This window comes from Nostoc sp. (genome assembly GCF_036917575.1).
Classification (GTDB): domain Bacteria; phylum Cyanobacteriota; class Cyanobacteriia; order Cyanobacteriales; family Nostocaceae; genus Nostoc.
The window spans coordinates 1-24,257 of the sequence record NZ_JBALDC010000019.1 but is presented as its reverse complement, the minus strand read 5'-3'; the positions used below and the strand labels follow the sequence as shown (position 1 = coordinate 24,257).

At 41.5% G+C, this 24,257-nt stretch carries 25 protein-coding genes and 1 pseudogene; 11 read left to right on the top strand and 15 right to left on the bottom strand.

The window, feature by feature from the left end:
• Window positions 1–298 precede the first annotated feature (298 nt).
• Together V7K79_RS04970 and V7K79_RS04965 are read right to left on the bottom strand one after the other, a co-directional pair.
• Entirely contained in the window at window positions 299–745 is a 447-nt protein-coding gene (locus V7K79_RS04970) for a hypothetical protein (RefSeq protein ID WP_335045267.1), read from the bottom strand.
• Between the two features lie 120 nt (window positions 746–865).
• Window positions 866–2,128 carry an anhydro-N-acetylmuramic acid kinase gene (locus tag V7K79_RS04965; protein ID WP_335045265.1) on the bottom strand — a complete coding sequence of 421 codons (1,263 nt, stop codon included), beginning with the start codon at window positions 2,126–2,128 and terminating at the stop codon, window positions 866–868.
• A gap of 474 nt (window positions 2,129–2,602) precedes the next feature.
• Between V7K79_RS04965 and V7K79_RS04960 the strand changes: the two genes are divergently transcribed.
• Together V7K79_RS04960 and V7K79_RS04955 are read left to right on the top strand one after the other, a co-directional pair.
• Window positions 2,603–3,367, top strand: a complete 765-nt coding sequence (locus V7K79_RS04960; RefSeq protein WP_335045264.1) for an Npun_F0296 family exosortase-dependent surface protein — start codon at window positions 2,603–2,605, stop codon at window positions 3,365–3,367.
• A 378-nt stretch (window positions 3,368–3,745) separates the two neighbouring features.
• Window positions 3,746–4,948 carry an argininosuccinate synthase gene (locus V7K79_RS04955; RefSeq protein WP_335045261.1) on the top strand — a complete coding sequence of 401 codons (1,203 nt, stop codon included), beginning with the start codon at window positions 3,746–3,748 and terminating at the stop codon, window positions 4,946–4,948.
• Between the two features lie 124 nt (window positions 4,949–5,072).
• Here V7K79_RS04955 and V7K79_RS04950 read toward each other — a convergent pair whose 3' ends face one another.
• Window positions 5,073–5,702 (bottom strand): DedA family protein, encoded by a 630-nt coding sequence (locus V7K79_RS04950; protein ID WP_335045259.1) that lies wholly within the window; start codon window positions 5,700–5,702, stop codon window positions 5,073–5,075.
• 474 nt (window positions 5,703–6,176) lie between these two features.
• Here V7K79_RS04950 and V7K79_RS04945 point away from each other — a divergent pair, with 474 nt between their 5' ends.
• Window positions 6,177–6,530 (top strand): STAS domain-containing protein, encoded by a 354-nt coding sequence (locus V7K79_RS04945; RefSeq protein ID WP_335045256.1) that lies wholly within the window; start codon window positions 6,177–6,179, stop codon window positions 6,528–6,530.
• A gap of 483 nt (window positions 6,531–7,013) precedes the next feature.
• Here the strand turns inward: V7K79_RS04945 and V7K79_RS04940 are convergent, their stop codons facing one another.
• A complete protein-coding gene (locus V7K79_RS04940) occupies window positions 7,014–7,574 on the bottom strand; it encodes an Npun_F5560 family protein (protein ID WP_335045255.1) in 561 nt (186 codons plus the stop codon).
• Window positions 7,575–7,777: 203 nt separating this feature from the next.
• Window positions 7,778–8,137: a 30S ribosomal protein S6 gene (gene rpsF, locus V7K79_RS04935; RefSeq protein ID WP_335045253.1), complete on the bottom strand. Its 360-nt coding sequence runs from the start codon at window positions 8,135–8,137 to the stop codon at window positions 7,778–7,780.
• 381 nt (window positions 8,138–8,518) lie between these two features.
• Here rpsF and V7K79_RS04930 point away from each other — a divergent pair, with 381 nt between their 5' ends.
• Complete coding sequence (locus V7K79_RS04930) at window positions 8,519–9,292, top strand: fumarylacetoacetate hydrolase family protein (RefSeq protein WP_335045251.1); 774 nt, start codon at window positions 8,519–8,521, stop codon at window positions 9,290–9,292.
• A 3-nt stretch (window positions 9,293–9,295) separates the two neighbouring features.
• On the opposite strand, the gene V7K79_RS04925 is transcribed toward V7K79_RS04930, so the two are convergent.
• Together V7K79_RS04925 and V7K79_RS04920 are read right to left on the bottom strand one after the other, a co-directional pair.
• Window positions 9,296–9,772 (bottom strand): Tic20 family protein, encoded by a 477-nt coding sequence (locus tag V7K79_RS04925; RefSeq protein ID WP_334910736.1) that lies wholly within the window; start codon window positions 9,770–9,772, stop codon window positions 9,296–9,298.
• A gap of 82 nt (window positions 9,773–9,854) precedes the next feature.
• The gene (locus V7K79_RS04920) at window positions 9,855–10,052 is read right to left on the bottom strand and encodes a hypothetical protein (RefSeq protein WP_094348028.1); all 198 of its coding nucleotides are present in this window, start codon (window positions 10,050–10,052) and stop codon (window positions 9,855–9,857) included.
• Between the two features lie 603 nt (window positions 10,053–10,655).
• Here V7K79_RS04920 and V7K79_RS04915 point away from each other — a divergent pair.
• Together V7K79_RS04915 and V7K79_RS04910 are read left to right on the top strand one after the other, a co-directional pair.
• Window positions 10,656–13,829 (top strand): hypothetical protein, encoded by a 3,174-nt coding sequence (locus V7K79_RS04915; RefSeq protein ID WP_335045249.1) that lies wholly within the window; start codon window positions 10,656–10,658, stop codon window positions 13,827–13,829.
• A 165-nt stretch (window positions 13,830–13,994) separates the two neighbouring features.
• On the top strand, window positions 13,995–14,144 hold the full coding sequence (locus V7K79_RS04910; protein ID WP_335045248.1) for a photosystem I reaction center subunit VIII: 150 nt from the start codon (window positions 13,995–13,997) through the stop codon (window positions 14,142–14,144).
• A 156-nt stretch (window positions 14,145–14,300) separates the two neighbouring features.
• Here V7K79_RS04910 and V7K79_RS04905 read toward each other — a convergent pair whose 3' ends face one another.
• The 4 genes from V7K79_RS04905 to psbE form a co-directional block, all read right to left on the bottom strand.
• Entirely contained in the window at window positions 14,301–14,420 is a 120-nt protein-coding gene (locus V7K79_RS04905) for a photosystem II reaction center protein J (protein WP_012411803.1), read from the bottom strand.
• 69 nt (window positions 14,421–14,489) lie between these two features.
• On the bottom strand, window positions 14,490–14,612 hold the full coding sequence (locus V7K79_RS04900; protein ID WP_335045246.1) for a photosystem II reaction center protein L: 123 nt from the start codon (window positions 14,610–14,612) through the stop codon (window positions 14,490–14,492).
• Between the two features lie 8 nt (window positions 14,613–14,620).
• Window positions 14,621–14,758, bottom strand: coding sequence for a cytochrome b559 subunit beta (gene psbF, locus V7K79_RS04895; RefSeq protein WP_214434864.1), 138 nt, complete (start codon window positions 14,756–14,758; stop codon window positions 14,621–14,623).
• Window positions 14,759–14,767: 9 nt separating this feature from the next.
• Complete coding sequence (gene psbE, locus V7K79_RS04890) at window positions 14,768–15,016, bottom strand: cytochrome b559 subunit alpha (RefSeq protein WP_104908256.1); 249 nt, start codon at window positions 15,014–15,016, stop codon at window positions 14,768–14,770.
• Between the two features lie 70 nt (window positions 15,017–15,086).
• On the opposite strand from psbE, the gene V7K79_RS04885 reads away from it, so the two are divergent.
• Entirely contained in the window at window positions 15,087–15,209 is a 123-nt protein-coding gene (locus V7K79_RS04885) for a hypothetical protein (RefSeq protein ID WP_335045241.1), read from the top strand.
• A 141-nt stretch (window positions 15,210–15,350) separates the two neighbouring features.
• Here V7K79_RS04885 and V7K79_RS04880 read toward each other — a convergent pair whose 3' ends face one another.
• Window positions 15,351–16,370, bottom strand: a complete 1,020-nt coding sequence (locus V7K79_RS04880) for a photosynthesis system II assembly factor Ycf48 (protein WP_335045240.1) — start codon at window positions 16,368–16,370, stop codon at window positions 15,351–15,353.
• 141 nt (window positions 16,371–16,511) lie between these two features.
• Complete coding sequence (locus tag V7K79_RS04875; RefSeq protein WP_335045238.1) at window positions 16,512–16,847, bottom strand: rubredoxin; 336 nt, start codon at window positions 16,845–16,847, stop codon at window positions 16,512–16,514.
• 355 nt (window positions 16,848–17,202) lie between these two features.
• Here V7K79_RS04875 and ndhC point away from each other — a divergent pair, with 355 nt between their 5' ends.
• The 3 genes from ndhC to V7K79_RS04860 are packed head-to-tail and all read left to right on the top strand — an operon-like array spanning window position 17,203 to window position 18,840.
• Window positions 17,203–17,565 (top strand): photosynthetic/respiratory NAD(P)H-quinone oxidoreductase subunit C, encoded by a 363-nt coding sequence (gene ndhC, locus V7K79_RS04870; protein WP_012411797.1) that lies wholly within the window; start codon window positions 17,203–17,205, stop codon window positions 17,563–17,565.
• Complete coding sequence (gene ndhK, locus V7K79_RS04865) at window positions 17,556–18,293, top strand: photosynthetic/respiratory NAD(P)H-quinone oxidoreductase subunit K (protein WP_322730893.1); 738 nt, start codon at window positions 17,556–17,558, stop codon at window positions 18,291–18,293. The genes ndhC and ndhK overlap by 10 nt, the downstream gene beginning before the upstream one ends.
• Window positions 18,286–18,840 (top strand): NAD(P)H-quinone oxidoreductase subunit J, encoded by a 555-nt coding sequence (locus tag V7K79_RS04860; protein WP_335045236.1) that lies wholly within the window; start codon window positions 18,286–18,288, stop codon window positions 18,838–18,840. The genes ndhK and V7K79_RS04860 overlap by 8 nt, the downstream gene beginning before the upstream one ends.
• A gap of 319 nt (window positions 18,841–19,159) precedes the next feature.
• On the opposite strand, the pseudogene V7K79_RS04855 reads toward V7K79_RS04860, so the two are convergent.
• Together V7K79_RS04855 and V7K79_RS04850 are read right to left on the bottom strand one after the other, a co-directional pair.
• Window positions 19,160–19,285, bottom strand: a pseudogene (locus V7K79_RS04855) (transposase); the annotation flags it as partial.
• Between the two features lie 220 nt (window positions 19,286–19,505).
• Window positions 19,506–23,612, bottom strand: a complete 4,107-nt coding sequence (locus V7K79_RS04850) for a HEAT repeat domain-containing protein (RefSeq protein ID WP_335045232.1) — start codon at window positions 23,610–23,612, stop codon at window positions 19,506–19,508.
• Window positions 23,613–23,924: 312 nt separating this feature from the next.
• Between V7K79_RS04850 and V7K79_RS04845 the strand changes: the two genes are divergently transcribed.
• Window positions 23,925–24,212 carry a hypothetical protein gene (locus tag V7K79_RS04845; protein ID WP_335045231.1) on the top strand — a complete coding sequence of 96 codons (288 nt, stop codon included), beginning with the start codon at window positions 23,925–23,927 and terminating at the stop codon, window positions 24,210–24,212.
• Window positions 24,213–24,257 lie beyond the last annotated feature (45 nt).

The following is a 24,257-nucleotide window of genomic DNA, read 5'->3' as shown; positions in this document are numbered from 1 at the left end:
ATTTCACTTGTTTAACCTAACCTACTTACTGGTCTGTCAAATTCATTTTGGCGGTTATAAAGACGCGATAAATCGCCGTATCTACAGGGAATCTATCCATCAATTATTTATTGACAGACTATTACGCATCTGTTTCATTCTTTTCTATATTGGTATCAGTAGGTCTGTGAGAATAAACGATAAGTGGTCAAAGTTGGCTGGGAGATATTAGGCGTTGGTAAAGCAGTGCGTCGCCAAAGTTTTTTGAAGGGCGGTTTTTGGCTTAGAAGAACAGCAAAGCAGTTTGACAGCACTACTTTTAAGCTGACTGACGCTCTAGGCTCGCTTCCATTGTGTTAGTTAAAAAATGACCAGCTAAAATACCACTACTAAGGTGATATGTATCTGGCGAAATCCGGTGTAGGGTTTCAAAGCCACTACGACGTTGACGATCGCTTAGTACCCAATAACGCTGTACGATAGTATCCAGACCAATCCAGCCTTCGCCTTCAACCTGCCCCAAAATATTATGTTGTAGCAAAAAAGTATACTGACGCTCTCCATCATGCAACCGCCCCTTATATTGCAGAGAGATTTCAGAGCGATCGCTACCTGGGAATATCAGTTTTGTGGCCATAGTGAACCAGTTATCTCGATTCCAAGCTACCAAGGTCATACCCTTGACGCTAATTGGCATACCATTGCGTTCCAGCCAATTTCCTTCCATTGCCCAGCGTCCTGGTTCCAATAAAAAAGTATGAGCCACCTTTTATTCCCTATCTTGCTCGAGTGCCGCCAAGACTATAGTTATAGCAGTGCTAAGTTGCCAGTACTGAGTTACTAGCGAAGAATGAAAAAATTTTTTATTTTGTTTATTGTTCTTGACTCAGGACTGACCTTGGTGAATTTCTCCCAAAAGTACTTCTTGAGGTGCACCTGTAGCAGTAGGTAGGTTGCCAGGAATACCCAAATGTCGCCAGTAGGCCAAAACTGCAAAAGCGATCGCTTCTTTAAAATCTGCACTCAAGCCGACTTCATCTGTAGTCCACACTGGTATTGATGCCAACAATAACTGCAATCTTTGTTTCAAATAGATATTGCGACTACCACCACCACATAATAGTACCCGTTGTGGCATTTCTGGCAAAAAAGTGCGGTAACTATGAAAAATTGAAGCAGCTGTAAGTTCTGTAAGAGTTGCCAGAATGTCAGCAGGATTGAGTTGATATGCTTGAGCATCTTTTAAACACTGATGTAGGTAAGTCACACCAAATAACTCGCGTCCTGTCGATTTTGGTGGCGGTAGATGAAAGTAGTCTTGGTTAAGCCATTGTTCTACCAATGGATGGCAAGGAATACCACTCGCAGCCCAATTGCCATTTTCATCATAAGTTTTAGCACCAGCGCTTAAATGCTCCACCGCTAGATCCAACAGACTATTTCCTGGCCCAGTATCCCAAGCGCGAATTTTTGAGAGCCAGTCACCATGCCGAGGTGGAATATAAGCAACATTGCCAATACCACCAATGTTTTGAATACAACGTCCCTCCTGGGGATGACTAAGTAAATAAGCATCCACTCTGGGCACGAGAGGCGCACCATGACCACCAATAGCAATATCAGCAACGCGGAAGTTGCTCACAGTCGCAATGCTCGTCAGATGGGCAATTAATGCACCTCGCCCTAGTTGAAGACTGTAACCCAAGGAAGTACCCTGTGCTGTTGGCGAATAGCTAGGGTTTAACCCGTGGGTAGCGAGCATTTCTCTCCCCCTGCTCCCCTGCTCCCCTGCTCCCCCTGCTCCTTCTTTAGGTGGTCGATGATAAACCGTCTGACCGTGGGAGCCAATGAGAGTGGCTGGCTGATGACCAATTTGAATATTTTGGGCGGCTTGGGCAAAGACTTGAGCGATCGCATCATCTATTTCTGCTAATTCTGCCATTGAGATGGCAACGCCTGCACCAACTGCTAATATTCTTTCTCTAAGTTCGGCTGGATAAGGATATGTTGACCCAGCTAGCAACTCAACTTTGAGATCCAATTCTGTGCCGGAAATTTCTACCAACGCAGCATCTATACCATCTACGGATGTGCCACTAATTAAACCGATAACGCGAGTAGGGACAGCAGCTTCTTCATTTGGATGCATAGATTCAAAATTCTTTTGTTGCAAGAGGTAGTCTAAATCATGTTACTACCCATGTCAAAAAAACTTAGGTGGCATAGTTGACTGGAGAAAGAGAAGAATGTCAAAACCAATAGCAATAACCACAAATCTCTTTCCCTTTTTCAGCAAACAAAGAATTTTAAACTGTGTTGTCCATTGTCTTTATTAGTCCTTAATAAGGACAACATCTGAAGATACAAATTCTTGATATATCTGGTCTAGCTTTACAATTTTTTTATCTAAAGATAAAGAAATTGTATTCTATTCTGTCTTCCCGGAAGTAAAACTACTTATTTTTCTTCGATAATCAAGCAAATCATTGACCCAATTTAGGGATTTTTCAGTAAATAAAAATCCAGTATTTTCATCCTGTTTTTCCTAATATAAGACATTACATAATGAACTCAAGTCGCACAACGAACTTTTTAACAATTAAAAATACAGAATCTCAAAAGTATGTCTCTTACAAAAATTGCTTGTATTGCTGCTCTATCTCTATCTGCAATCTCCTCATTTATCTATGCAGGTTCTGCCCAGGCTATTTCCTTCAAAGTAACCACTGGTATTGCAGCCCCTGATGGAAAAACTGACAAAGGTGCTTTTTCTGAGTTTACTCAGCTTCCTGGTACAACAACTGTTGACTTCAATAATGGTCAAGCACCAACAACTGGTTTTGCTAAATACTCATTTGAGAACAACAGTGGAAGCAGCAGTGTTAGGTTAGATCAATGGGCACCTGCTGGGGCAAAAGGTGAAGTCAATAATAATGGTAGCTATTTGGCAGTTTTCAACGGCGATAAAGTTACAATTAACCTGGCAAAGTCCCTCAATTATTTCGGTATTGACTGGGGAGCTATTAGTTCTGGTAACGTTTTTTCCTTCTACAAAGGCGATAATCTGATCAAATCATTTTCAACAGAGGATGTGAACCCAGTTGCTCCAATTCATGCGTCACAGCATGGCGGTGAAGGAAATGGCTACCTTCACTTCTACTCAGATAGTAGCAAGGATATTTTCAACAAGATTGTCATTACCCAAGCAGGTGGTGGTGGATTTGAAAGCGACAACCATTCTTTCCATATAGGAACTGACAAATTTACAGGTTTTGACCCCAAGTCTGTTCCTGAGCCTAGTGTTACCTTAGGTATGCTGGCTGTAGGTGGTATGTTTCTCCGCAAGCGCAAGAACGAAAAGTTGCAAAGTGTAAGGCAATCTCATTAAATACATCAATCTTAGCTTTGTAAGATTTTCCTGATTTTCTCTACACTCTACTCTTAGGCTATATAAGGATTTCAAAACTAAGTTAACATTAAATATAAATTAGGGTGAGCTTACTTAGGTAAACTCGCCCTAATCCTTTTGCTCTCTACGATCAGGCTTTCTTCTACGCTCGATACTACGCATAGCAAGCTTGAGAAAAATTTTCTTTTTTTATACTCAATAACTGCTTAGAGCTTAACCGAACTGGATTAAGAGTAAACTACAATTGTGACTCCTAACTCCTAAATCCTTCTATAGGTTATTGTATGAATAAAATATACATGGATTAGTTTAGATATAATAATGACTCATTCTTTGTTGTCCTAACTGGAGAAATTAATGGGTCGCGCCAAAAAGGTTGTCTTGGCATATTCTGGCGGAGTGGATACCTCAGTTTGCATCCCCTACCTCAAACAAGAGTGGGGTGTAGAAGAGGTGATTACTCTTGCAGCAGATTTAGGTCAGGGAGATGAATTAGAGCCAATCAGAGAAAAAGCTCTGAAATCGGGTGCAAGTGAATCCCTAGTGGCGGATGTCAAAGACAGCTTCGTTAAAGATTACGCCTTTGGAGCGATTCAAGCCAACGCCCTTTATGAAAATCGTTATCCTCTAGGAACCGCCCTGGCTCGTCCACTGATTGCCAAAATATTAGTAGAAACAGCCGAAAAATATGGTGCTGATGCGATCGCTCACGGTTGCACCGGCAAAGGCAACGATCAGGTTCGCTTTGATGTCTCTGTAACCGCCTTAAACCCCAATTTGAAGATCCTCGCACCCGCCAGAGAATGGGGAATGAGTCGTGAGGAAACGATCGCTTATGGGGAAAAGTTTGATATTCCCTCACCAGTCAAAAAATCTTCTCCCTATAGTATTGACAAGAATTTGCTCGGTCGTAGCATTGAAGCGGGTAGTCTCGAAGATCCGTCATTTGAACCACCAGAAGAAATTTATGAGATGACCAAAGCGATCGCTGACACTCCTAACGAGCCAGAGTACATCGAAATTGGTTTCCACGGTGGTATTCCTACAACCCTCAATGGTATAGCCAAAAAGCCAGTTGAGCTAATTGAAGAACTCAATCAGGCTGTAGGAAATCATGGCATCGGACGGATTGATATGATTGAAAACCGTCTGGTGGGGATCAAATCGCGGGAAATCTACGAATCACCTGCGATGTTGGTACTAATTCAGGCACATAGAGATTTAGAAAGCTTGACCTTAACGGCAGATGTTACCCATTACAAGCGTGGGATTGAAGAAACTTACAGCCAAATTGTTTACAACGGTTTGTGGTACAGTCCACTGAAAGTTGCACTCGATGCCTTTATTCAAAAGACACAAGAGCAAGTTTCTGGAACTGTGCGAGTGAAGTTGTTCAAGGGCAACTCTACAATAGTTGGGCGTTCTAGCGATAATTCTCTCTATACTCCCGATTTGGCAACTTACGGAGCCGAAGATAAATTTGACCATAAAGCCGCTGAAGGCTTTATCTACGTTTGGGGACTACCAACTCGCATTTGGTCAAAGCAGATTAAGAGTTAGAAGTAGAGATGCGATTAATCGCGTCTCTACAGGAGTTAGGAGTTAAAAAAGCAAAATACAAAAGTAAAAGTTAAAAAATTCACTTTTTACTTTACTCCTCACTCCTCACTTATTTATACTTTACTTACTCTTCTGCTGGACTTTTAACATGGCGAGACTCCAGCCACAGGGGCACAAAAATTAAGGCAGCAAGGATTAGTAAGGCTGCGATCGCAAATTGACCCACCCAAGCAACCAATTGTTCTAAAGAGACAATTTTGCCTGCAAAAAAAGCTAACGTCACCATCAAACTAGCCCAAGCAACTGCTCCTAACAAGTTGTATAAAAAGAATTTTACAAAGGGCATTTCAGCTATACCAGCTAGTGGTGCAGCAAAAACTCGTAACAATGCCAAAAAACGCCCAAAAAACACTGCTTTAGCAGCATTTTGACTAAATTGATCTTTAATACTCAGCAGCCGCACTTCAGAAATCCGAAATATGCCACCAACTTTTACCAGAAAAGCCCAACCGCTAACTTTACCAATCCAATAGCCACAAGTGCCACCAATGACAGCACCCATGATTGCGTCACCGAGAACCAGCCAGAAATTTAGTTCATCGCTGCCAGCTAAAAACCCGCCCACTAAGGTCACGGTTTCACCAGGAAGGGGAATGCCTAAATTTTCTAGCAAAACTCCGAAAAAAATTGCCCAATACCCGTAATTATGAGCAATTTCCTGGATATTTTCTAGTGAAATCAGCTCTAAAGACATTCCACACCGCCGTCTTTACAAATTTTTACTTTTACTATATCTTTGCTTTTTTTTGGGTGGGGTGTCAATCAAACTAATACATAGAGTTATTAAGTCATTAGTTTAATACTGAATAATTCATAGCTTCTAATCTATAGTAACTGTTAATTTTTGAATATTTTTGCAATCTCTACCACATGTTCATAATTTATTGAAAAAAGATTAAAAATTTTATGGAAAATTTATAAATATCCGTTAAAACCATGAAAATTTTGTAAAAGATACGGTTGATACCGAAATTGTTAGGCGATTATGCCTATATTGATGAAAGTTATCACAAATTATACGACATGAATACTGAAATAATTTCTCTCAATTGTAGGACTGCAATTGCCCAAATATCTGGGTAAAAGAGTCATTTCACCGTTGAAAGAAAAGAAGTATTTGTGTCTTTTTCAATTTTCTGTCAAGTGTTCCAATTACCCTGTTAAATTCATGGCTTTCACACAAGAACTTCAAGTGATTTTGTTTAAACCCCAAGGAAGCATAGATTTGGAAGGCGGTAAGGCTTTGAGCGAACAGATGGCTGGAGTAATCCCTCAAGCTTATCAACTCTGGGTTATCGACCTAGCAGAAGTTAACTTCATGGACAGTTCTGGCTTAGTTCCTTTAGTAAAAGGGTTAAAAGCTGCACGTCAGAGTGGTTGCCGCTTGGTTCTATGCAACGTACAAGCTCCCGTACGGTTGATTTTGGAACTTACCCAACTCGATACAGTGTTTGAAATTTTTCACACTTACCAAGATATTTTTACCAACGTCAAAGATAACAGTCTGATGCTAGCAGACTAACTAATAAATCTACCTACAGAAGGATGGCGGAGTCAAGCAATATTTGAACTTTTTCACATTCTTTTAAGATAACAGTCTGGTGGTGGCAGACTGCTCTTCTTTATTATCTGGAGAAGAATGTTGAGGAAAACTCATGGCTTTGAGCTAGGTAGTATAAATTACAAGTGAATGAATATACTGATTGGGAGTCATCTACCTAAAGCAGTAAAGTTCAAAAATGATTAAAATTGGTCAAAGCAAATGCAAGTGTTTGTGACACTCCCCAGCCTTTTAAAGACAGGGTTTTTCAAATTGCTTTAAGCTAATTGTTTTATATGCAGCGTAAATAGTAAAAGGAAGCAAGAGGTAAGAAAGGTTAAAATCTTAGCTTTTACGTTATTTCTAACTTTATAGTTATTTTTGCCTCGATTTAGTACTTGGATACCTCCAAGATACTTTGTTGTACCAATTTCTTACCTCTTAGATTCCACCGTAATGGTAATTTTAGGCATTCTGGGCAGTCGAAATATTCGTTTGTTCGGATACTGGGCGGGAAAAATTTGGTAAATCAATACCGCTATGACTAGCATTGCGAGTTTTTAGTGCTAAACGGTAACTCACACTTTGCAGTTCTGCTTGCAGTTGGCGGTTTTCTCGTTGTAGCATTGCTACCTTTTCTCTGACTGGCGTTATCCGCTCTTCAAACTTCCGACGGTATATTTGAGGCAATTCTTGTACTACTTGCTCCAACATCCGAGTCCGATCGGTTAATTCTTGAACTGACTGTCGCAATTGATAAATTTCGGAGTCACGAGTTGTAATTTGCTCTTGGTAGAACGCCACCTGCTGTTCCACAGCTTGAAGTTGTTCTTGTAAAGCGTGTAACTGGGTCAGATCGCGCTCAATTTCCGGCTGCTGGGGCATAAAACTAGTATTACCCTTTACCAGCCGGAAGAGTTCTTGAGATAGTTGTTGCACTAATTGATCGCGAAGTTGCAACTCCTGGCGTAGCTGCGATACTTCCGTCGAGAGAACTTGAATATTAGGTGTATTAGATTGGCTCACAGTAGCTTAAAGCTCCCATTCATAATCTTGTCCACTCTTAGGTATAACTGCGGGAGTACTACCTTTGGCAAGTATTTGTTAATTTAGCATTCCCAAATAAGTCACGAAAAAAGAAAAAGACAAAATTTTTTTGAATGGGAGTGAGGATTGAACATTCAGTTCCTTTTCTAGTTAGTAGTTCCTAGTGCCCAGTCCTCAGTATTTTAGACTGTTGCAGGTGTTGCAGTTGCTTTAGTGGGCTTTTCTTTTTCCTCTTTAGGAAGTTTTTCTTCTTGAATTTCCTGTTTGATTGTCAAATAGCGAATCACTTCTTCACTCAAGCGCATGGCACGTTCAAAGGGGGCGATCGCAGTTGCAGGCGCGCTGTAGTTTAACTGGATGTAGACGCCATCCCGGTGTTTTTTGATTTCATAAGCCAGACGGCGCTTACCACGATTTTGAATTTGGATCTCCTCAGCACCTTGATCGCGAAGCAAATTCTGATATTTAGTAACTGCTTGCTCTACCTGTTCCTCTCCCAAGTCAGGACGGAGGATGTACATTGTTTCGTAATCTGTAGTCATATTTTTCATTTCCTCATGGACTAAATTGGCTGCTGATACTATTTTATACTTAACTTTTATAATAAATGTCAGTATAAATCGATATCTGAAGCAACAAGGAACTATAATCTTACCAGTTTTCAATTTGAATCATTAGCCAAATCGCCGAAGTTTGGATTTTTTGGATGTTTTTAATGAAAACTAGGTAAAGGAGGCAACCCTGATATTTCTTTAACAAGATTGAGCGAACTATCAGCTTCGCTAAGAGGTATCTTTCTTTAAGGGCATCTTATAGCGATCGCTTTTTTGCTCAAGGCTTAATCGGTTTGCTAAACAGCTAACTGACGATTGCTACCTGCTCACAGCAACGAAAAAGCAAAAAAAAGGATATTCATCAAGGTTATGGCGCAGCGCTACGTGCGAATTCAAAATCCAGAAGGACAGATTTACTATGGGTTACTACAGCTATCCCTGAATGTGCAGGTGCTAGATGCTCCACCCTGGTTACAAGGACAACCCACTGATTTAACTTTGACACCAGAAAATTACCAAATTCTGGCTCCCTGCGCTCCCTCAAAAATTGTGGCGGTGGGTAAGAATTATGCAGATCATGCAGCCGAAATGGGAACTCCAGTACCTTCTGAACCACTAATTTTTCTTAAGCCACCTACGTCGATCATTCCATCCGAGAGGGAAATTAAGTATCCTCCCCAGTCACATAGAGTTGACTATGAAGGAGAGCTAGCTTTAGTGATTGGCGATTACGCCTTTGAATGTACACCACAAGAAGCCCAAACCAAAATTTGGGGCTACACCATTGCCAATGACGTAACAGCCCGAGATTTACAAAAACAGGATGGTCAATGGACGCGAGCCAAAGGTTTTGATACTTTCTGTCCTTTGGGTCCTTGGATTGTACGAGAATTAAATCCAGGAGCGAGATTGCAGACTTTTGTCAATGACGACGCTAATCCAGTTCAATCTAGCTATATTGATCGGATGGTGTTTTCCCCCGATGTTTTAGTTTCCTATATCAGTCAGGTGATGACGCTACTACCTGGTGATTTAGTGCTTACAGGTACGCCGGAGGGTGTAAGTGCTTTGCATCCAGGCGATCGCGTCTGTGTAGAAATTGAAGGTATTGGTCGCCTGGAAAACACCGTAGCGACCCGTTAACTTCTAACGCACTTGCATATACACTGCATCAGATATCGCCGGAATTTCTGCATAACGTCCGCTTACAGACTGGATAACTGAATATGCAACTGCTCCCACTATGCCGATAAAAATGGTTGTAGATAGCGTTTGGATTGCAAAACCACCGGAGGGAACTAATCCCACAACATCAGTCAGGATACTAAACAAAAAGATAATGATGTCCAAAAGGATTGCTTGCATGGTGTTAAAACGAATAAAGTGACTAATTTTTTCGTTTCTTACTACCAGCAAAAATAAAGCAAAGAAAATAATCATTCCTGCATAACGCACGCCGTAGTAAATTCTCAACAATGGCAGAAGCGGCAGAAACAGTAGTTGTAGTGGTGGAAACTCTGAGAACAAATATCTACCAAATACAAAAACTTCAATTAGAGGAAGCAAATAAGGCAAGGAAGCAAAAATCCGATCTGAAACTGTTGTAGAGCCGCGCCAAGACATTATGCGTTCTCCTCTGGTTAAATTTTAAATAGTTACTTGAGCTTAGGATAACGCAGTTACTTGGTCTTGCTGAGAAATTCAACTATTCTATATGGGCGATGCGAAAGCCCATCATACATTCATATTGGTCTGGCTGCTGTTGAGTAAGTTTGCGAATGGCTTGACCACACCGCAGTTGACCCCCACGCCAACGGGGTTGACCACTCCCGTCAGCGAGTAAACAAGACTGGCAAACTTGCTCAGGGGCAAGGATTTGCTCGTCCATTAAAATGACTAGCATCAAATCCCTCCTAGTAAATCCTCATTGTCAACCCACATTTCACTCAAGGGAAAATATGTTTTGTAGCCGTTCAAAAAGCCACTTCAGATAAATTGGATGCGTTGTGCATGGTTAAGTGTTGTGATTTGCGATCTCGCTTTGCGCCTAACTTGGGCGATCGCAGAAGACACTTAAGAACCACATCCTACCTCTTTGTAGCAAAAATGTGGGCAATTACGATTCAATAACAATTCTCAAGTGAATTTTAATTTATTGTACGTTGTGTCTATTGCAAAATATGAACTTTAGTAAAAAATAATACAAAAGCTTTTACATTAAGTTGAGCAAAGACAATTAAAGGTATTCATTGCATTCCTGTCAATTTAGCACTAGTATGTGTCAAACTTAATATTCAGAAAACAACAAAAGTCTTATACACAAGCAACACGGCGACTTATTGAAATGCTGTTGAGGTGAGTAGTTAAAGTGTGAGAAGTCAACTCGTAAAACTGAGTTAACTTAATAGCCATTTAAGTGAGGCATTTCTAAAATACTGAGGTAAACTTGCAAGCAAGTTAATCCACAATATTACTCAGCGGCTCGTCGGTCTGGGCATCATTTACAATGGAACACTGGCAATTTCTGATACAGAAACAAGGCGCTCGCTCGTGGCATATCCTAGAATCGCCAAATTTGGAAATTTTGGAAGGACATTATAGAGTTTTGGCTCGTTCTAACCTTCTGAATACAGACGTGGAAGTGCGGGTAACTCACTCTTCAACTGAGGAAGTTCAACCAATGCGGCGAATTTTCAAGCGCTCGCGTCGCACTAACTTAGAAGGCTTAATGCCGATAATTCCTTTTACCTACTTCCAGTCGGGAGTCTGGGAATTGCGGTGTTCCGGCGATTTGATGTCGGATCTGCTCGGTAAATCTTGGCAATACAGCGTGCAAATGCAAGTCTTCTCACTGTTAGCAGAGAGAGAGCAGAGGAAAAATTTAGAATCAAATTCACCCGATCGCCCAGATACTGTTTCTGAAAACTTGGAATGTCATGCCTCAGCAGAAACTGCAATTACGTTATTGACGTTTGAGAAAGCGATCGCTGTTTCTGAACAACTAGCAACTACAGACAACAACCTTGTTCCCACTGTTGCACCAGATGAAGAAAAGTTGGAATCTAATGCCTCAACAGAAACTACTATTGAGCTACAAGCGATCGCTGTTTCTGAAGAACTAGCAACTACAGACAACAATCTTGTTCTTACTGTTGCACCAGATGAAGAAAACTTGGAATCTAATGCCCCAGTAGAACCTGTCATTGAGCTAGAGCAAGCGATCACTGTTTCTGAAGAACTAGCAACTACAGACAACAATCTTGTTCCCACTGTTGCACCAGATGAAGAAAAGTTGGAATCTAATGCCCCAGTAGAACCTGTAATTGAGCTAGAGCAAGCGATCGCTGTTTGTGAAGAACTAGTAACTACTGACAGCAAGCTTACTACTACCACTGTTGTGTCAGATAAAACAGAAGAAGACGAAGATATAGTTATCGATGAGCGTGTAAGTTCTGTGTGGTTAAAGGGAGAGACGGCAGAGCAGATTTTACAAAATTTAATAGATTTAGCTTTACCTGCCTCTGAACTGCTGCTCAAAGATGAAAAGGTTACAGATTCTTCAGTAACACAACTACCGCCACCATTACTGTTAACTTTAAGTCAGGATAATTACATTGCTCGTTGGGGACAAGCTCTTATAATCAACGGGTACATAGAATTCCAAGAAAAGACAAATATAGATTGGGGTGAAACATTATCTCCAAAAAGCTTACGGGCGCTTGAACTAGAAATTGAACTGCGATCGCCCAAGAATTCAAAAATATTAACCAAAGTACGGCAACCCTTATTAGATAAGGAGTTGCCTTTTACCATCAATACCTCAATTGATGTTCCTGCTGATTGTGAATCCAAGCTAATTTTGGCAGATATCAGTTTGTATGGTAAATTCGCCGATGCTGGTGAAGTCATGCTGTTAGCCAGCCAGTCCTTCACCATTACAGCAGATGTAACAGAATTACTAGCAATTACAGCCGCAGCAAAATCCAGTACATCTTTAAATGACCCCATAACACCATCGGACTCATCTGCTGCTTTCACAGAAACAGAGACACTTGTTAAGCTTGATTTGAAACTATTAAATCTGGTCAAGACTCTAAAAACAGACCAGTCTCTAATAGTTAATCCATCCCCAAACACACCTCTACCACCGCAAATTAACCTGCAAGTTCTGCGAGAAGCTAACCTGCGGACATCTAAGCTTAAGAATTCAGGCATTTCGTTGCCTCAATTACCGAAACTACCCCCTATTCAAAGTGATGCCAACATTTCCACAGATGTTCTTGAAGAACCACAGACACTGGAGCTTTTAGAAAAGGATGCTATTATAGCCACCATCAACTTGGAGCAGTTGGTTATTAAGCAACGTCGAATGCCAATACTTGAGAATACTTTGCCATACTTGAAACGGCTACAAGCTTTGCCAGATGATCCAGAAGAAAAAGTAAAAAACAATGTTCCTCCAGATACATTAGCAGTTAAAGCAGCTGAAGACTTGCCAAAGTTGGACGCAACTGTAGCTGAAGATAAAAATACACCTGAATTAGTAGTAGGTGATGCACAATTCCAGGAAGAATCTATTGCTGAAGTCGAAACTCCGCAAAATATACAATTCCAGGAAGAATCTGTTGCTGAAGTCGAAGTTCTGCAAAATACACAATTTCAGGAAGAATCTGTTGCTGAAGTCAAAACCTCCCAAAATGCACAATTAATTACAACAGGAAATCTTCATTCATCTCCCCTACTCAGGAAGTGGATGCAGAGCCAAGGATACTCCTTGCCTGAATCTATCAACGAGCTGCAACTTCAAGATTACAAAAACTATGTTCCAGCACAGCAGATACCTCTTTCTCCTAGTGCAGAAAATACGAATGTTGATGTTAACTTACCGTTAGACTTAGATGCCAACACGGAGAATAATCTGAGAGAAGGTTGGAACAGTTCACAACTTTTCTTGGCTGAAACGCTCAAGGGACAAGAGACATGGGAAGAAGTTGAAGGGTTGGCTCCTGATGTGGAGAACTTTGGGGAGGATATAGACACAATGCAGGAAATGGAACTGGGGAGCGATGAAGATACGGAAATAGAAAAAGTACTAGAAGAACCAATAATTTCATCGGCTCTCTTAACACAAATACCGCCCCCTCCTCCTCTGATAAAAATAAATATAGCGTCAGCTTGGTTGGCGCAAGAAATCGTTGTAGATGATGCAGATAACGAACTGGAAGACGATACAACTGGGAGTTACACCTTTGAAGAAAAGGAGCAACCACTGTTATATTCATCTTCTTCCTTACCTATAATTGCAGCAGCCACCGAGTTTTTGCCAACTCCACATTTGTATGTGCCAGAAGGCGAATTAATTGCTGGCAAGTCTATCATAGTGCGCATAGTATTGCCAGAAGTACCTTTGCAAGTTGTTGTCAAGTTATGGCTTGAAGATTATCAAACTCGCTACTTACTAGATGGTCCTCATTTATTGACAAATTTACTTCCTAATGCGTCGAGAGGATTGGAAGTGATGACACAATTAAACATTCCCTTTGGCTGTTTGGAAATTCGCTTAGAAGCGATCGCACTCGATTTAACAACCCAACAGGAGAGTCACAAAGTCACAATAGTCCGAACTGTAATTCCTCCAGACTTGCCAGACTTGCAGCTACATGAACTTTTGGGTATATGAGGTGGTACGAGGAGGTTTTGGCTTTTGGTGCGATCGCAGCCCCATACTCTCTTGCTCATCTTTCCATCTTCCCTGTGTTAAAAATATGAAAGAATTTCAAAAATCTGGCAGAATTTGCAGTAAGCTCATCTTGAATTGTAATGTAATTTGATAGGAACCTTTACTATGGCAACTTCTTTTTTGCCTTCTGTCTTGGCTAGTACTTCGTATTTGTCTGCTCTCTTTGTGCCCATAATTGGTTGGATTGTGCCAGGTGTGGTCTTCACCTTTCTGTTTTTATACCTTGAAAGCGACGATATCAGCAATATCAACTGATACTGATGTAGTTATTAGTCATTTGCAAAAAACAAATGACTAATGACCAAAATTAATACCGCCCATCTCATAGAGACAGGCGGTTTTTTTAACGTTGATTTCTCAACAAATGCTAGAAAATTCTAACTTATAGTGTTCGGTTCAAACTAACTCATGTTAAATCGAAGAACCGAGTCCGGCGTAGGCACCATAAAAGAAAATGCCCAAGACTGTAATTATACCTAAACCTGCGATCGTAGCGACGACCCACAGAGGAATTCTCCCACTTCCAGACACAGCTTCTCTCCTCCCTTAACAACAAATCAATACACGTTCATAAACCAAGATTAACAACAGTACTTCTAATTAGTTAAAGAAGTAACTAGAAAACAGAATACCCAAAACGAAAATGAATAGTAATCCCAGGTATAGCGAAGTCCGATTTAGTTCAACCGGCTGATTATTGGGATTGGGCGATCTTTCTGCCATAATTGCTCCTAACGTTGAATAAATTGCATTGAGGCGATCGCGCCCAAAAAGAACACAGTTGGTACACCTAAAGTGTGAACTGCCAGCCATCTAACAGTAAAAATTGGATAGGTAACTGGTTGATTGATGTTGTTGCCGCTAGTCATGATTTCAAACTACTTTCCAATAAATTCTTCAACTTGTTTTTTAGCTTCAAAACGGTTCTTCACAATGGGCACTTCCTGCCGCGCTGGTGTGAAATACTCGTTGGGACGGGGTGTACCAAAAGCATCATAAGCCAACCCGGTTTGCACAAATAGCCAACCAGCAATAAATAATGCTGGGATGGTGATGCTGTGGATTACCCAGTAACGAACGCTAGTAATGATGTCCGAAAACGGACGTTCTCCAGTGGTACCTGACATTTAGATCCCTACCTTATACATAGAGTGTTATTGAGTTTATTATCCTACAAAGTTAAGAAAGAGTTACAAGTTGCAAAGTTCTTCTCAGAAATTAGGTATTGGGGATTGGGGATTGGGGATTGGGGATTGGGGATTGGGGATTGGGGATTGGGGATTGGGGATTGGGGATTGGGGATTGGGTAATGAGAACTAGGGATTGGGAAAACTCTTACTTAGTCCCCTAATTTATCGCGGGGTTTAAGGGAATTTAAAAAGTTATGGGTAAAACGAGTATTTTGAAATAAACGCCCCAGTCCCCAGTCCCCAGTCCCTAGTCCCTAGTTCCCAGTCGCCATTAAGCTGCTTCTGAGGAAGTTGTTTCCGGGTTTGGTAGATATTTGAGCAAAACGCCGCGATCGCCAATTATAAATCCCCGCTCTGGCTCTAAGAATATAATCTTGTATAAATTAGCCGCAACTTCTTCTACCTCACGGTCTTTTTCCCAGGTTTTGCCACCGTCAGCACTGCGTAACAAATTACCGCTACCGCCACCTACCCAAATTTCATTGGGTGTGCGGTATGCCAAATCCAGTAAACCCCAACTAGTGGATAACTCTGGATATTGTGCCTTTTGCCACTCATCAGGTTTAGTTTCGTCACTAAACTGAACTTGACCTCCTCTAGCTAACAACCACAATTGCCCATTTTCACCAAAGCCCATGTTTTCTACCCGCCGAGAACTATTGCGGTTATGGGGTACCCAAGCATCTTGCCCTGGTTCCCAAGTTGAGTAGAAACTACCCTTAGCCGAAACTGCAACATATTTACCATCAGCAGAACGTTCTAAGTTACGTACTACACCCACTGCTGATTCCACCTGAGCTTTCCAGTTTTTGCCGCCGTCTGTGGTCTTATATATGGCTCCAACATTAGTAGCCATTTCAGCTGTATTGTCTGCTAGCGCCTTAACTGCGATCGGGCTACCTGGTAGCTTTTCGCTCAGGGGAATACGCGACCAAGAAGCACCTTCATCACTAGTGTGTAGTAATAGTCCAGGCTCTCCGGCAATCCAGCCTTCTTTACCTGCAAAACTTACTGAGTCAAAGCGATACTTTTGCTCCTCCAGTTGCAGTATCATTGGTTTCCAGGTATTACCTCCGTCCTTTGTTTCCAATAGGGTGGCATTGCTACCGACTAAGTAGCCATGCTCAAGGTTTTTAGTAAAAGCAATATCCAATAAATTCGAGTCTGTTGGCACAGAAATGACTTTCCAAGGATTGTAGCTAACAGAGGGGACTTGGCTACAACCTATGCACATCACGACTACTATTAACAAGGCAAATATTCGTTGCCAATTTTTCACAATTGAATCCATCAGTATTTCTTAGTTATTTCTAAATTTTTGTCGGATTTAGCAGCTACGATGCTGGAAAATCCTGCTTTTTTCATTTTGAATTTTGTTAGCGCAGTGTAAAGCCTCTGTTAGAGAGCGTTATTTGGAATTGTTTAAGGGCTGTCATTGTAAGCCGTAGAGACTAATAAAAAACAAGAAACCAAGAGCCAAAGCACCAAAAATTAGGATATTCTTTTGGGTTGGCGTTAGGTTGTTGACACCTAAACCATAACCGAGATTTTCTTTGAAGCCGGATGCAGTACCCGCGGGGCCGATGTTGGCAAAAGCGGTCTTCTTAGCAGAACAAACTGGACAGCGCCAACTCATGGGCAATTCTGCAAAGGTTGTCCCTGAAGGAATATCATCCTTGTCGTCTCCCTTTTCGGGTTCGTAAACATAACCGCAGGCGCGACACTCGTAGCGGTCTAACACCGTAGTCTCAACAGCTGGTTCGCTCATGGCTAAGGCCTCGCAGAGAAGAAATCTTAAATATACGTTAAAAATTATGACATAATTGTTAGACTTTTCTATCACTAGCAAAAGTGAATTAAATACCTGAAGTGCGTCTGTTTCCCAGATTTCAGAAAAGCCAAACAGATATAATGTAAAAGAAAGTTACACAGTTGAGGGATTGGGGACTGAGGATTGGAAACTAGGAATTAAAAATAAAGAATTTGGTATTAAGGATAAGGGATTGGAGATTCAGAAGGATTTCTCAGTACCCAGTACCTAGTACCCAGTCCCTAGTCCCTAGTCTCCACTCCCCACCCCCCACTCCCTACTTAAAATAATCCATAAGCGGTAGAGACTCATTGTGTTTGTCCTCAGCGGTTACGAGTACCTTCTAGGCTTCTTCATCATCTGTAGCCTAGTACCTGCCTTAGCGCTCTCAGCTTCCAAGCTTCTACGACCCAGTGGTTACGCCCCAGAACGCCGCACCACTTATGAATCTGGAATGGAACCCATCGGGGGAGCCTGGATTCAGTTCAACATCCGCTACTACATGTTTGCTCTGGTCTTCGTCGTCTTTGATGTGGAGACTGTATTCTTGTATCCTTGGGCGGTAGCTTTTCACCGCTTAGGGCTATTAGCATTTATTGAAGCGCTAGTCTTTATTGCAATTCTTGTAGTCGCTTTAGTTTACGCATGGCGTAAAGGAGCTTTGGAATGGTCTTGAATTCTAACTTAACAACCCAGGGCAAAGAACGAATCATCAACCCTATTGAACGGACTACAATCACTCAAGACCTTTCAGAAAACGTCATTTTGACGACGGTTGACGATCTCTATGACTGGGCGCGGCTTTCTAGTTTGTGGCCGTTGTTATTTGGTACTGCTTGCTGCTTTATTGAGTTTGCAGCTTTAATTGGTTCCCGATTTGACTTTGACCGTTTTGGGCTAATTCCCCGTTCTAGCCCCCGCCAAGCCGATTTAATTATTACGGCAGGGACTATTACGATGAAGATGGCTCCGCAACTGGTGCGTCTTTACGAACAAATGCCAGAGCCGAAGTATGTAATTGCGATGGGAGCTTGCACAATTACAGGCGGGATGTTCAGCGTTGATTCCCCTACAGCAGTGCGCGGAGTCGATAAACTGATTCCTGTGGATGTGTACTTACCTGGTTGTCCTCCCCGTCCAGAAGCAATTATTGACGCAATCATTAAGCTGCGGAAAAAAATCTCCAATGAATCGATGCAAGAGCGGGGTAAAATTAAGCAAACCCACCGCTACTACAGCACAACTCATAATTTGAAGCCAGTAGAGGAAATCTTAACTGGTAAGTATTTGCAGTCAGAAACTCGCTCTGTACCACCGAAGGAATTGACGGAAGCGATTGGTATGCCAATACCACCTGCACTACTGACAGCAAAGGCACAAAAGGAGGAACAAACCCGTGGCTGAAGAATCTAAACCAGTACCAGCAGACGAAGAAGAGTCTAAACCAGTAGCAACGAAAGAAGAGTCATTGGTACAAGCGGGTAAAGTTTCCCAGTGGTTGACGGAAAATGGCTTTGACCATGAGTTTTTAGCACCAGACAAGAATGGTGTAGAGATAATTAAGGTGGCGGCAGATTTCTTGCTTCCTACTGCTACAGCCCTTTATGCCTATGGGTTTAATTATCTCCAGTGTCAAGGTGGCATTGACCTTGGCCCAGGACAAGAATTAGTGAGTATGTATCACCTGATTAAAGTGGGTGATAATAGCGATCGCCCCGAAGAAGTGCGAGTGAAGGTGTTCTTACCACGGGAAAATCCCGTAGTGCCTTCTGTGTACTGGATTTGGAAGACCGCAGATTGGCAAGAGCGCGAGTCTTACGATATGTTCGGCATTATCTACGAAGGACACCCAAATCTCAAGCGGCTTTTGATGCCGGAAGATTGGGTAGGTTGGCCTTTGCGCAAGGATTATATCTCGCCTGATTTCTATGAGTTGCAGGACGCTTATTAGAGATTGCTGAATAGAGACGCGATGAATCGCATCTGTACAATGTAGTGCTGAGTTTCGATAGTGACTAACCCCTTTCCGGTGGCGGAGAGGGGTTATGTTTTTGGTATTTCATGTAAAGTTGGTTGACAAAATTTGCTGTAATTCATTGACTGTATTTACAGTTTTAATTGCCTGCTGAATTGTTTTTAATTTCTGCAAATCCGTAATTTGAGAGATTATCGACATCAATTCTGAACCTTGATTGCCAAACTTAATTTCTAATGCCAATTCAATCCCTGAATATAACTCTTCCTTTCTTCCTCGTTCTTCCCCTTTGCTAAAAATGAAATTCTGAGTTGAGAATTTCGCCAGCAACAATATCAGGAATCTGCGTTACCCATTTTATCCGGTTATCAGGTGCAAGGCTGATTAAGCGTTTGGTGCTGACATCGGCGGGTTTGATCATGGGGTTGTAAACGCACTGAAAGTTATCAAATAATTTTACTTAAGACTGGATTAGAGAAATTCAGATTTTTGATTGGAATACTTCTGGAAAATGACCGCACCCGCTCTAAGATAATTTGAGAAGGTATCATCGCTTTTTCAATTCCTTACCTAATCTCATTAATCCAGCTTTAAATACCACTCAATAAAAAGATGAAATGAACATCAGTAAGTTGGGTTTTTTAATTTTGAAGTGGGAATGAGTCACTATGCCAAGCTTGATAAAAAGCTGGATAAGTCATAGTTTGGGTGCAGTGCCAGATAACTTCGTAAGCCTCATCTGATAAGTCATTTTTCAAAGCAGTGACAACTGCCGTCATCTTGTCAGATTTTGTTAAGATTTTCCTTAAACTATATGCCGCTTGCCTACGGGTATATTCATTTTGATAATCACGAATTAACTCCACTAATGCCGCGATCGCAGTGGGATTATCTTTAGCTATTTCTCCTAAACTTGATGCTGCTTGCCAACGGGTATATTCATTTTGATAATCACGAGTTAACTCCACTAATGCCGCGATCGCAGTGGGATTATCTTTAGCTATTTTCCCTAAACTTGATGCCGCTTGCCTACGGGTAGATTCATTTTGAGAATCATGAATTAACTTTACTAATGCCGCGATCGCAGTGTGATTATTTTCAGCTATTTCCCCTAAACTTGATGCCACTTGCCAACGGGTTTCTTGAGATTGAGAATCACGAATTAACTCCACTAATGCCGCGATCGCAGTCGGATTATTTTTAGCTATTTTACCTAAACTTGATGCTGCTTGCCTACGGGTATATTCATTTTGAGAATCACGAATTAACTCCACTAATGCCGCGAGCGCAGTGGGATTATCTTTAGCTATTTCTCCTAAACTTGATGCTGCTTGCCAACGGGTTTCTTCAGATTGAGAATCACGAATTAACTCCACTAATGCCGCGAGCGCAGTCGGATTATTTTCAGCTATTTCTCCTAAAATTGATGCTGCTTGCCTATGGATAGATTCATTTTGATAATCACTAATTAACTTTACTAATGCCGCGATCGCCGTGGGATTATCTTTAGCTATTTTACCTAAAATTGATGCCGCTTGCTTACGGATAGATTCATTTTGAGAATCACGAATTAACTTCAGTAATGCCGCGATCGCAGTGTGATTATCTTTAGCTATTTTACCTAAATTTGATGCCGCTTGCCAACGGGTATATTCATTTTGAGAATCACGAATTAACTTCACTAATGCCGCGATCGCCGTGGGATTATCTTTAGCTATTTCTCCTAAAATTGATGCCGCTTGCCTACGTGTAGATTCATTTTGAGAATCATGAATTAACTTTACTAATGCCGCGATCGCAGTGTGATTATTTTTAGCTATTTTACCTAAACTTGATGCCGCTTGCCTACGGATAGATTCATTTTTAGAATCATGAATTAACTCCACTAATGCCGCGATCGCATTGGGATTATTTTCAGCTATTTCCCCTAAATTATATGCCGCTTGCCTACAGGTTTCTTCAGATTGAGAATCATGAATTAACTTTACTAATGCCGCGATCGCAGTGGGATTATTTTCAGCTATTTTCCCTAAATTATATGCCGCTTGCCTACGGGTAGATTCATTTTGAGAATCACGAATTAACTCCATTAATGCCGCGATCGCAGTGGGATTATCTTTAGCTATTTCTCCTAAACTTGATGCTGCTTGCCAACGGGTTTCTTCAGATTGATAATCACGAGTTAACTCCACTAATGCCGTGATCGCAGTGGGATTATCTTTAGCTATTTTCCCTAAACTTGATGCCGCTTGCCTACGGGTAGATTCATTTTGAGAATCATGAATTAACTTTACTAATGCCGCGATCGTAGTGGGATTATCTTTAGCTATTTTCCCTAAATTATATGCCGCTTGCCTACGGGTAGATTCATTTTGAGAATCATGAATTAACTTTACTAATGCCGCGATCGCAGTGGGATTATTTTCAGCTATTTCTCCTAAAATTGATGCTGCTTGCCTACGGATAGATTCATTTTGAAAATCACGAATTAACTCCACTAATGCCGCGATCGCAGTGGAATTATTTTTAGCTATTTTCCCTAAACTTGATGCTGCTTGCCTACGGGTTTCTTCAGATTGAGAATCACGAATTAACTCCAATAATGCCGCGATCACAGTGGGATTATCTTTAGCTATTTCTCCTAAACTTGATGCTGCTTGCCAACGGGTTTCTTCAGATTGAGAATCACGAATTAACTCCACTAATGCCGCGATCGCACTGGGATTATCTTTAGCTATTTCTCCTAAACTTGATGCCGCTTGCCTACGGGTATATTCATTTTGAGAATCACGAATTAACTCCACTAATGCCGCGCTCACTTTTTTGCGATCCGTTTCTGCCAGTACAGCTTTTATCCGTTCGTCAAATGTCTGCCACTTCTGTTTTTCAATGTTGAAATAACCATAGCGCCATGTGACAATTTGCTTTGCGATCACATCTGCTAAATCACAATCTTTCAACTCGGCAATACCGGCTCCGGCTGCCGCTATAAAATAGGCTCGATATTCATAAAATCCTTTCCAGTCAGGAATTTGACTCTGACTGTTGCACCCATCTTCAAATTTTACTAACGCTTTGATAAAATCTTCCTTCTGTTGCTTTTTTACATCTTCTCGTCCCAACCACAGTAAAATCACCTCTTTCCACTGCGGCTCAAATATGCGATATATTCCTTCTTGCGGGTTTTTAGGAACGTGACTCAAAAAATAGTGCCAATCGTCAATAGCTAACGTGGCAAAATATTCCTCAAAGGTGGCATGGTAGAAGGCATAAACCTTTTCTTTGCTAGGAGATTCAGCCGTAATTCCTACATGATTCAGCCAGCCGAGTTGCCAAGCTTTGTAAAACAGTGAAGTCTCATCATCTACATCTCCCAGTTCCTGACTGATAAAACTTTCCCGCAAGCGGAACCGCGAACTGCCTTCATTGATATCCCGCAGTGCTAAACGTGCCAAGGCTTTGTTTAATTCCTGTTGTTTTTTTGTGCTGGTGCGGAAACGATTTTGTTTCCATCTGTAGAATTGCTGCACACACTGATGATACAGTCCCGCTTTTGTCTCCGGTAAATTCCCCTCCTCAGTCTGCCAGATACCACACAACAGCGCCAACCGCAGGGGAGTTTGCACCAAGTCTTGCAGGCGTACCCGTTCAGCTGAGTCTAATTCTGCCTTTAACCGTTCTCCTTTTTTACTGTTGCCAAACCAGTTATCGATAAACTGATGCACCTGTTGGGGATAGTCAAAGTCTAGCAAGCGATAGGTTTCAAAGGTTTCTAGGGCGTTAACATCCGCTTGCCAAACATTCAGCCGACAAGTTAGCACTACCCGCGATGAATGTAGCCATCCAGTTAATTGACGGGAAATTTCCTCTAATGGCTGGTGAGATGCTTTCCCTCCAGACATTTCATCTACCCCATCTAACAGCAGCCACACTCGTCCCTGCTGTGTTTGGTTTGTAAAGTCTTCCCGCACTTCCTGAGTTAATTGTGTTGCAGGAATTGCTTGCTCTAGCCAACCATTAAATATATATGTTTGAATATCTGTCAAAGTACCATTTCGCCCCAAGTCTGCCAGAGAAATCCAGACTGGTAAACCTAAGTCTTTCTCTAACACCCAAAAAGCTATAGTTTGCAGCAGTGTTGTTTTTCCTGCACCCGGTTCTCCAATCACAGCTATCTGCTGTCCTTTGGTTTTACCTTCGCCATGTTCTAGAATTTGACTTAAGAAAGCTTCATGCTCAAATCGCTGCTGCGTTTCATACTGCGGTTCATAAAGACGTGTTCCCACATCTGGGGAAAAGTTACCCTTGCCGCGTTTATCTGTTTTTGTGCGTTGTACCAATGCCAGAGGGACATAAATTTGTTCTTTGTCTTTTCTGGCAGATTCATCTTGCATGATGAAATTGCTGGTTGTCCGTCGCTGCGGTTCTAGCATGGTTTTACAGACTTCACGCCAATCAATGAAAGTAGCTGCGGTTTCAGGTGGCGGAGTCGTCGCTTTTGCATCAATTAAGTCTGTTAGTTCTAAATCTAAGGCTCTGGCGATCGCACTGGCATATTCCCAATCAACATTTTCTTTCCTACCGAAAAAGCGTTTAACCGTCTTCTCACTCACTCCGGCATTTGTTGCAATATCTAAATAAGTCGTAAGCCTGCCTTCATCATTCTTTTTTGTAACCTTGGCTCGTTGGAGTAACTGAAGCCCTTGTTCAGTTACTTGAATACCACGTCTGGATCTTAGCTCTGTCATATTTATTTTTCATCTAGGAGGCAATCAAGGATAACTTTTCTGTTCTTATCTGTCCTTAAATGTCCTTCAATCTGATCATAACTGTCCTTGACATTCTTTATTTTATTATAACTATCCTCTTGTCAAACAGAAAAGTTGTAGGTAGAATCTATTAAAGGCACAAAACCCCCAATAAGCTTTAGCTTACTAAGGGTTATTTATGCCCCAAGTGATTCTGCAAACCTGAAGTCACTCAAAAAGCAGAATCCACTTAATTTTGTTTTTAATTTGTCGCTTTTTTACCCTAAGTTTTTAGCTAGGGCTAACATTTCTATGATACAAATTTCTCGCGCAAATGCCAACTCCCAGTTGGAAAGCCTCAATCTGAGTCAGATAACACTAGGCAATCAGCAAGTGCTAACAAAGATGTCTATCAAGGCATCAATAGAACATCAAATAATAGCCGTGCAACCACAGCAGACTATTAAGGTGGTTGATGCTGGTTATGCATCATACCCAGTTGATGATGTTACACCTGTATTGTTGGAACAACCTTTTAGCCCATTTGCGATCGGGAGCATCCCACTTTGGCGGATATACCTTTTCTGGGAGAATGTATGAGAATACACAAGCCGTCCGTCTAAAGCATGAACCCGGAAAAACAAG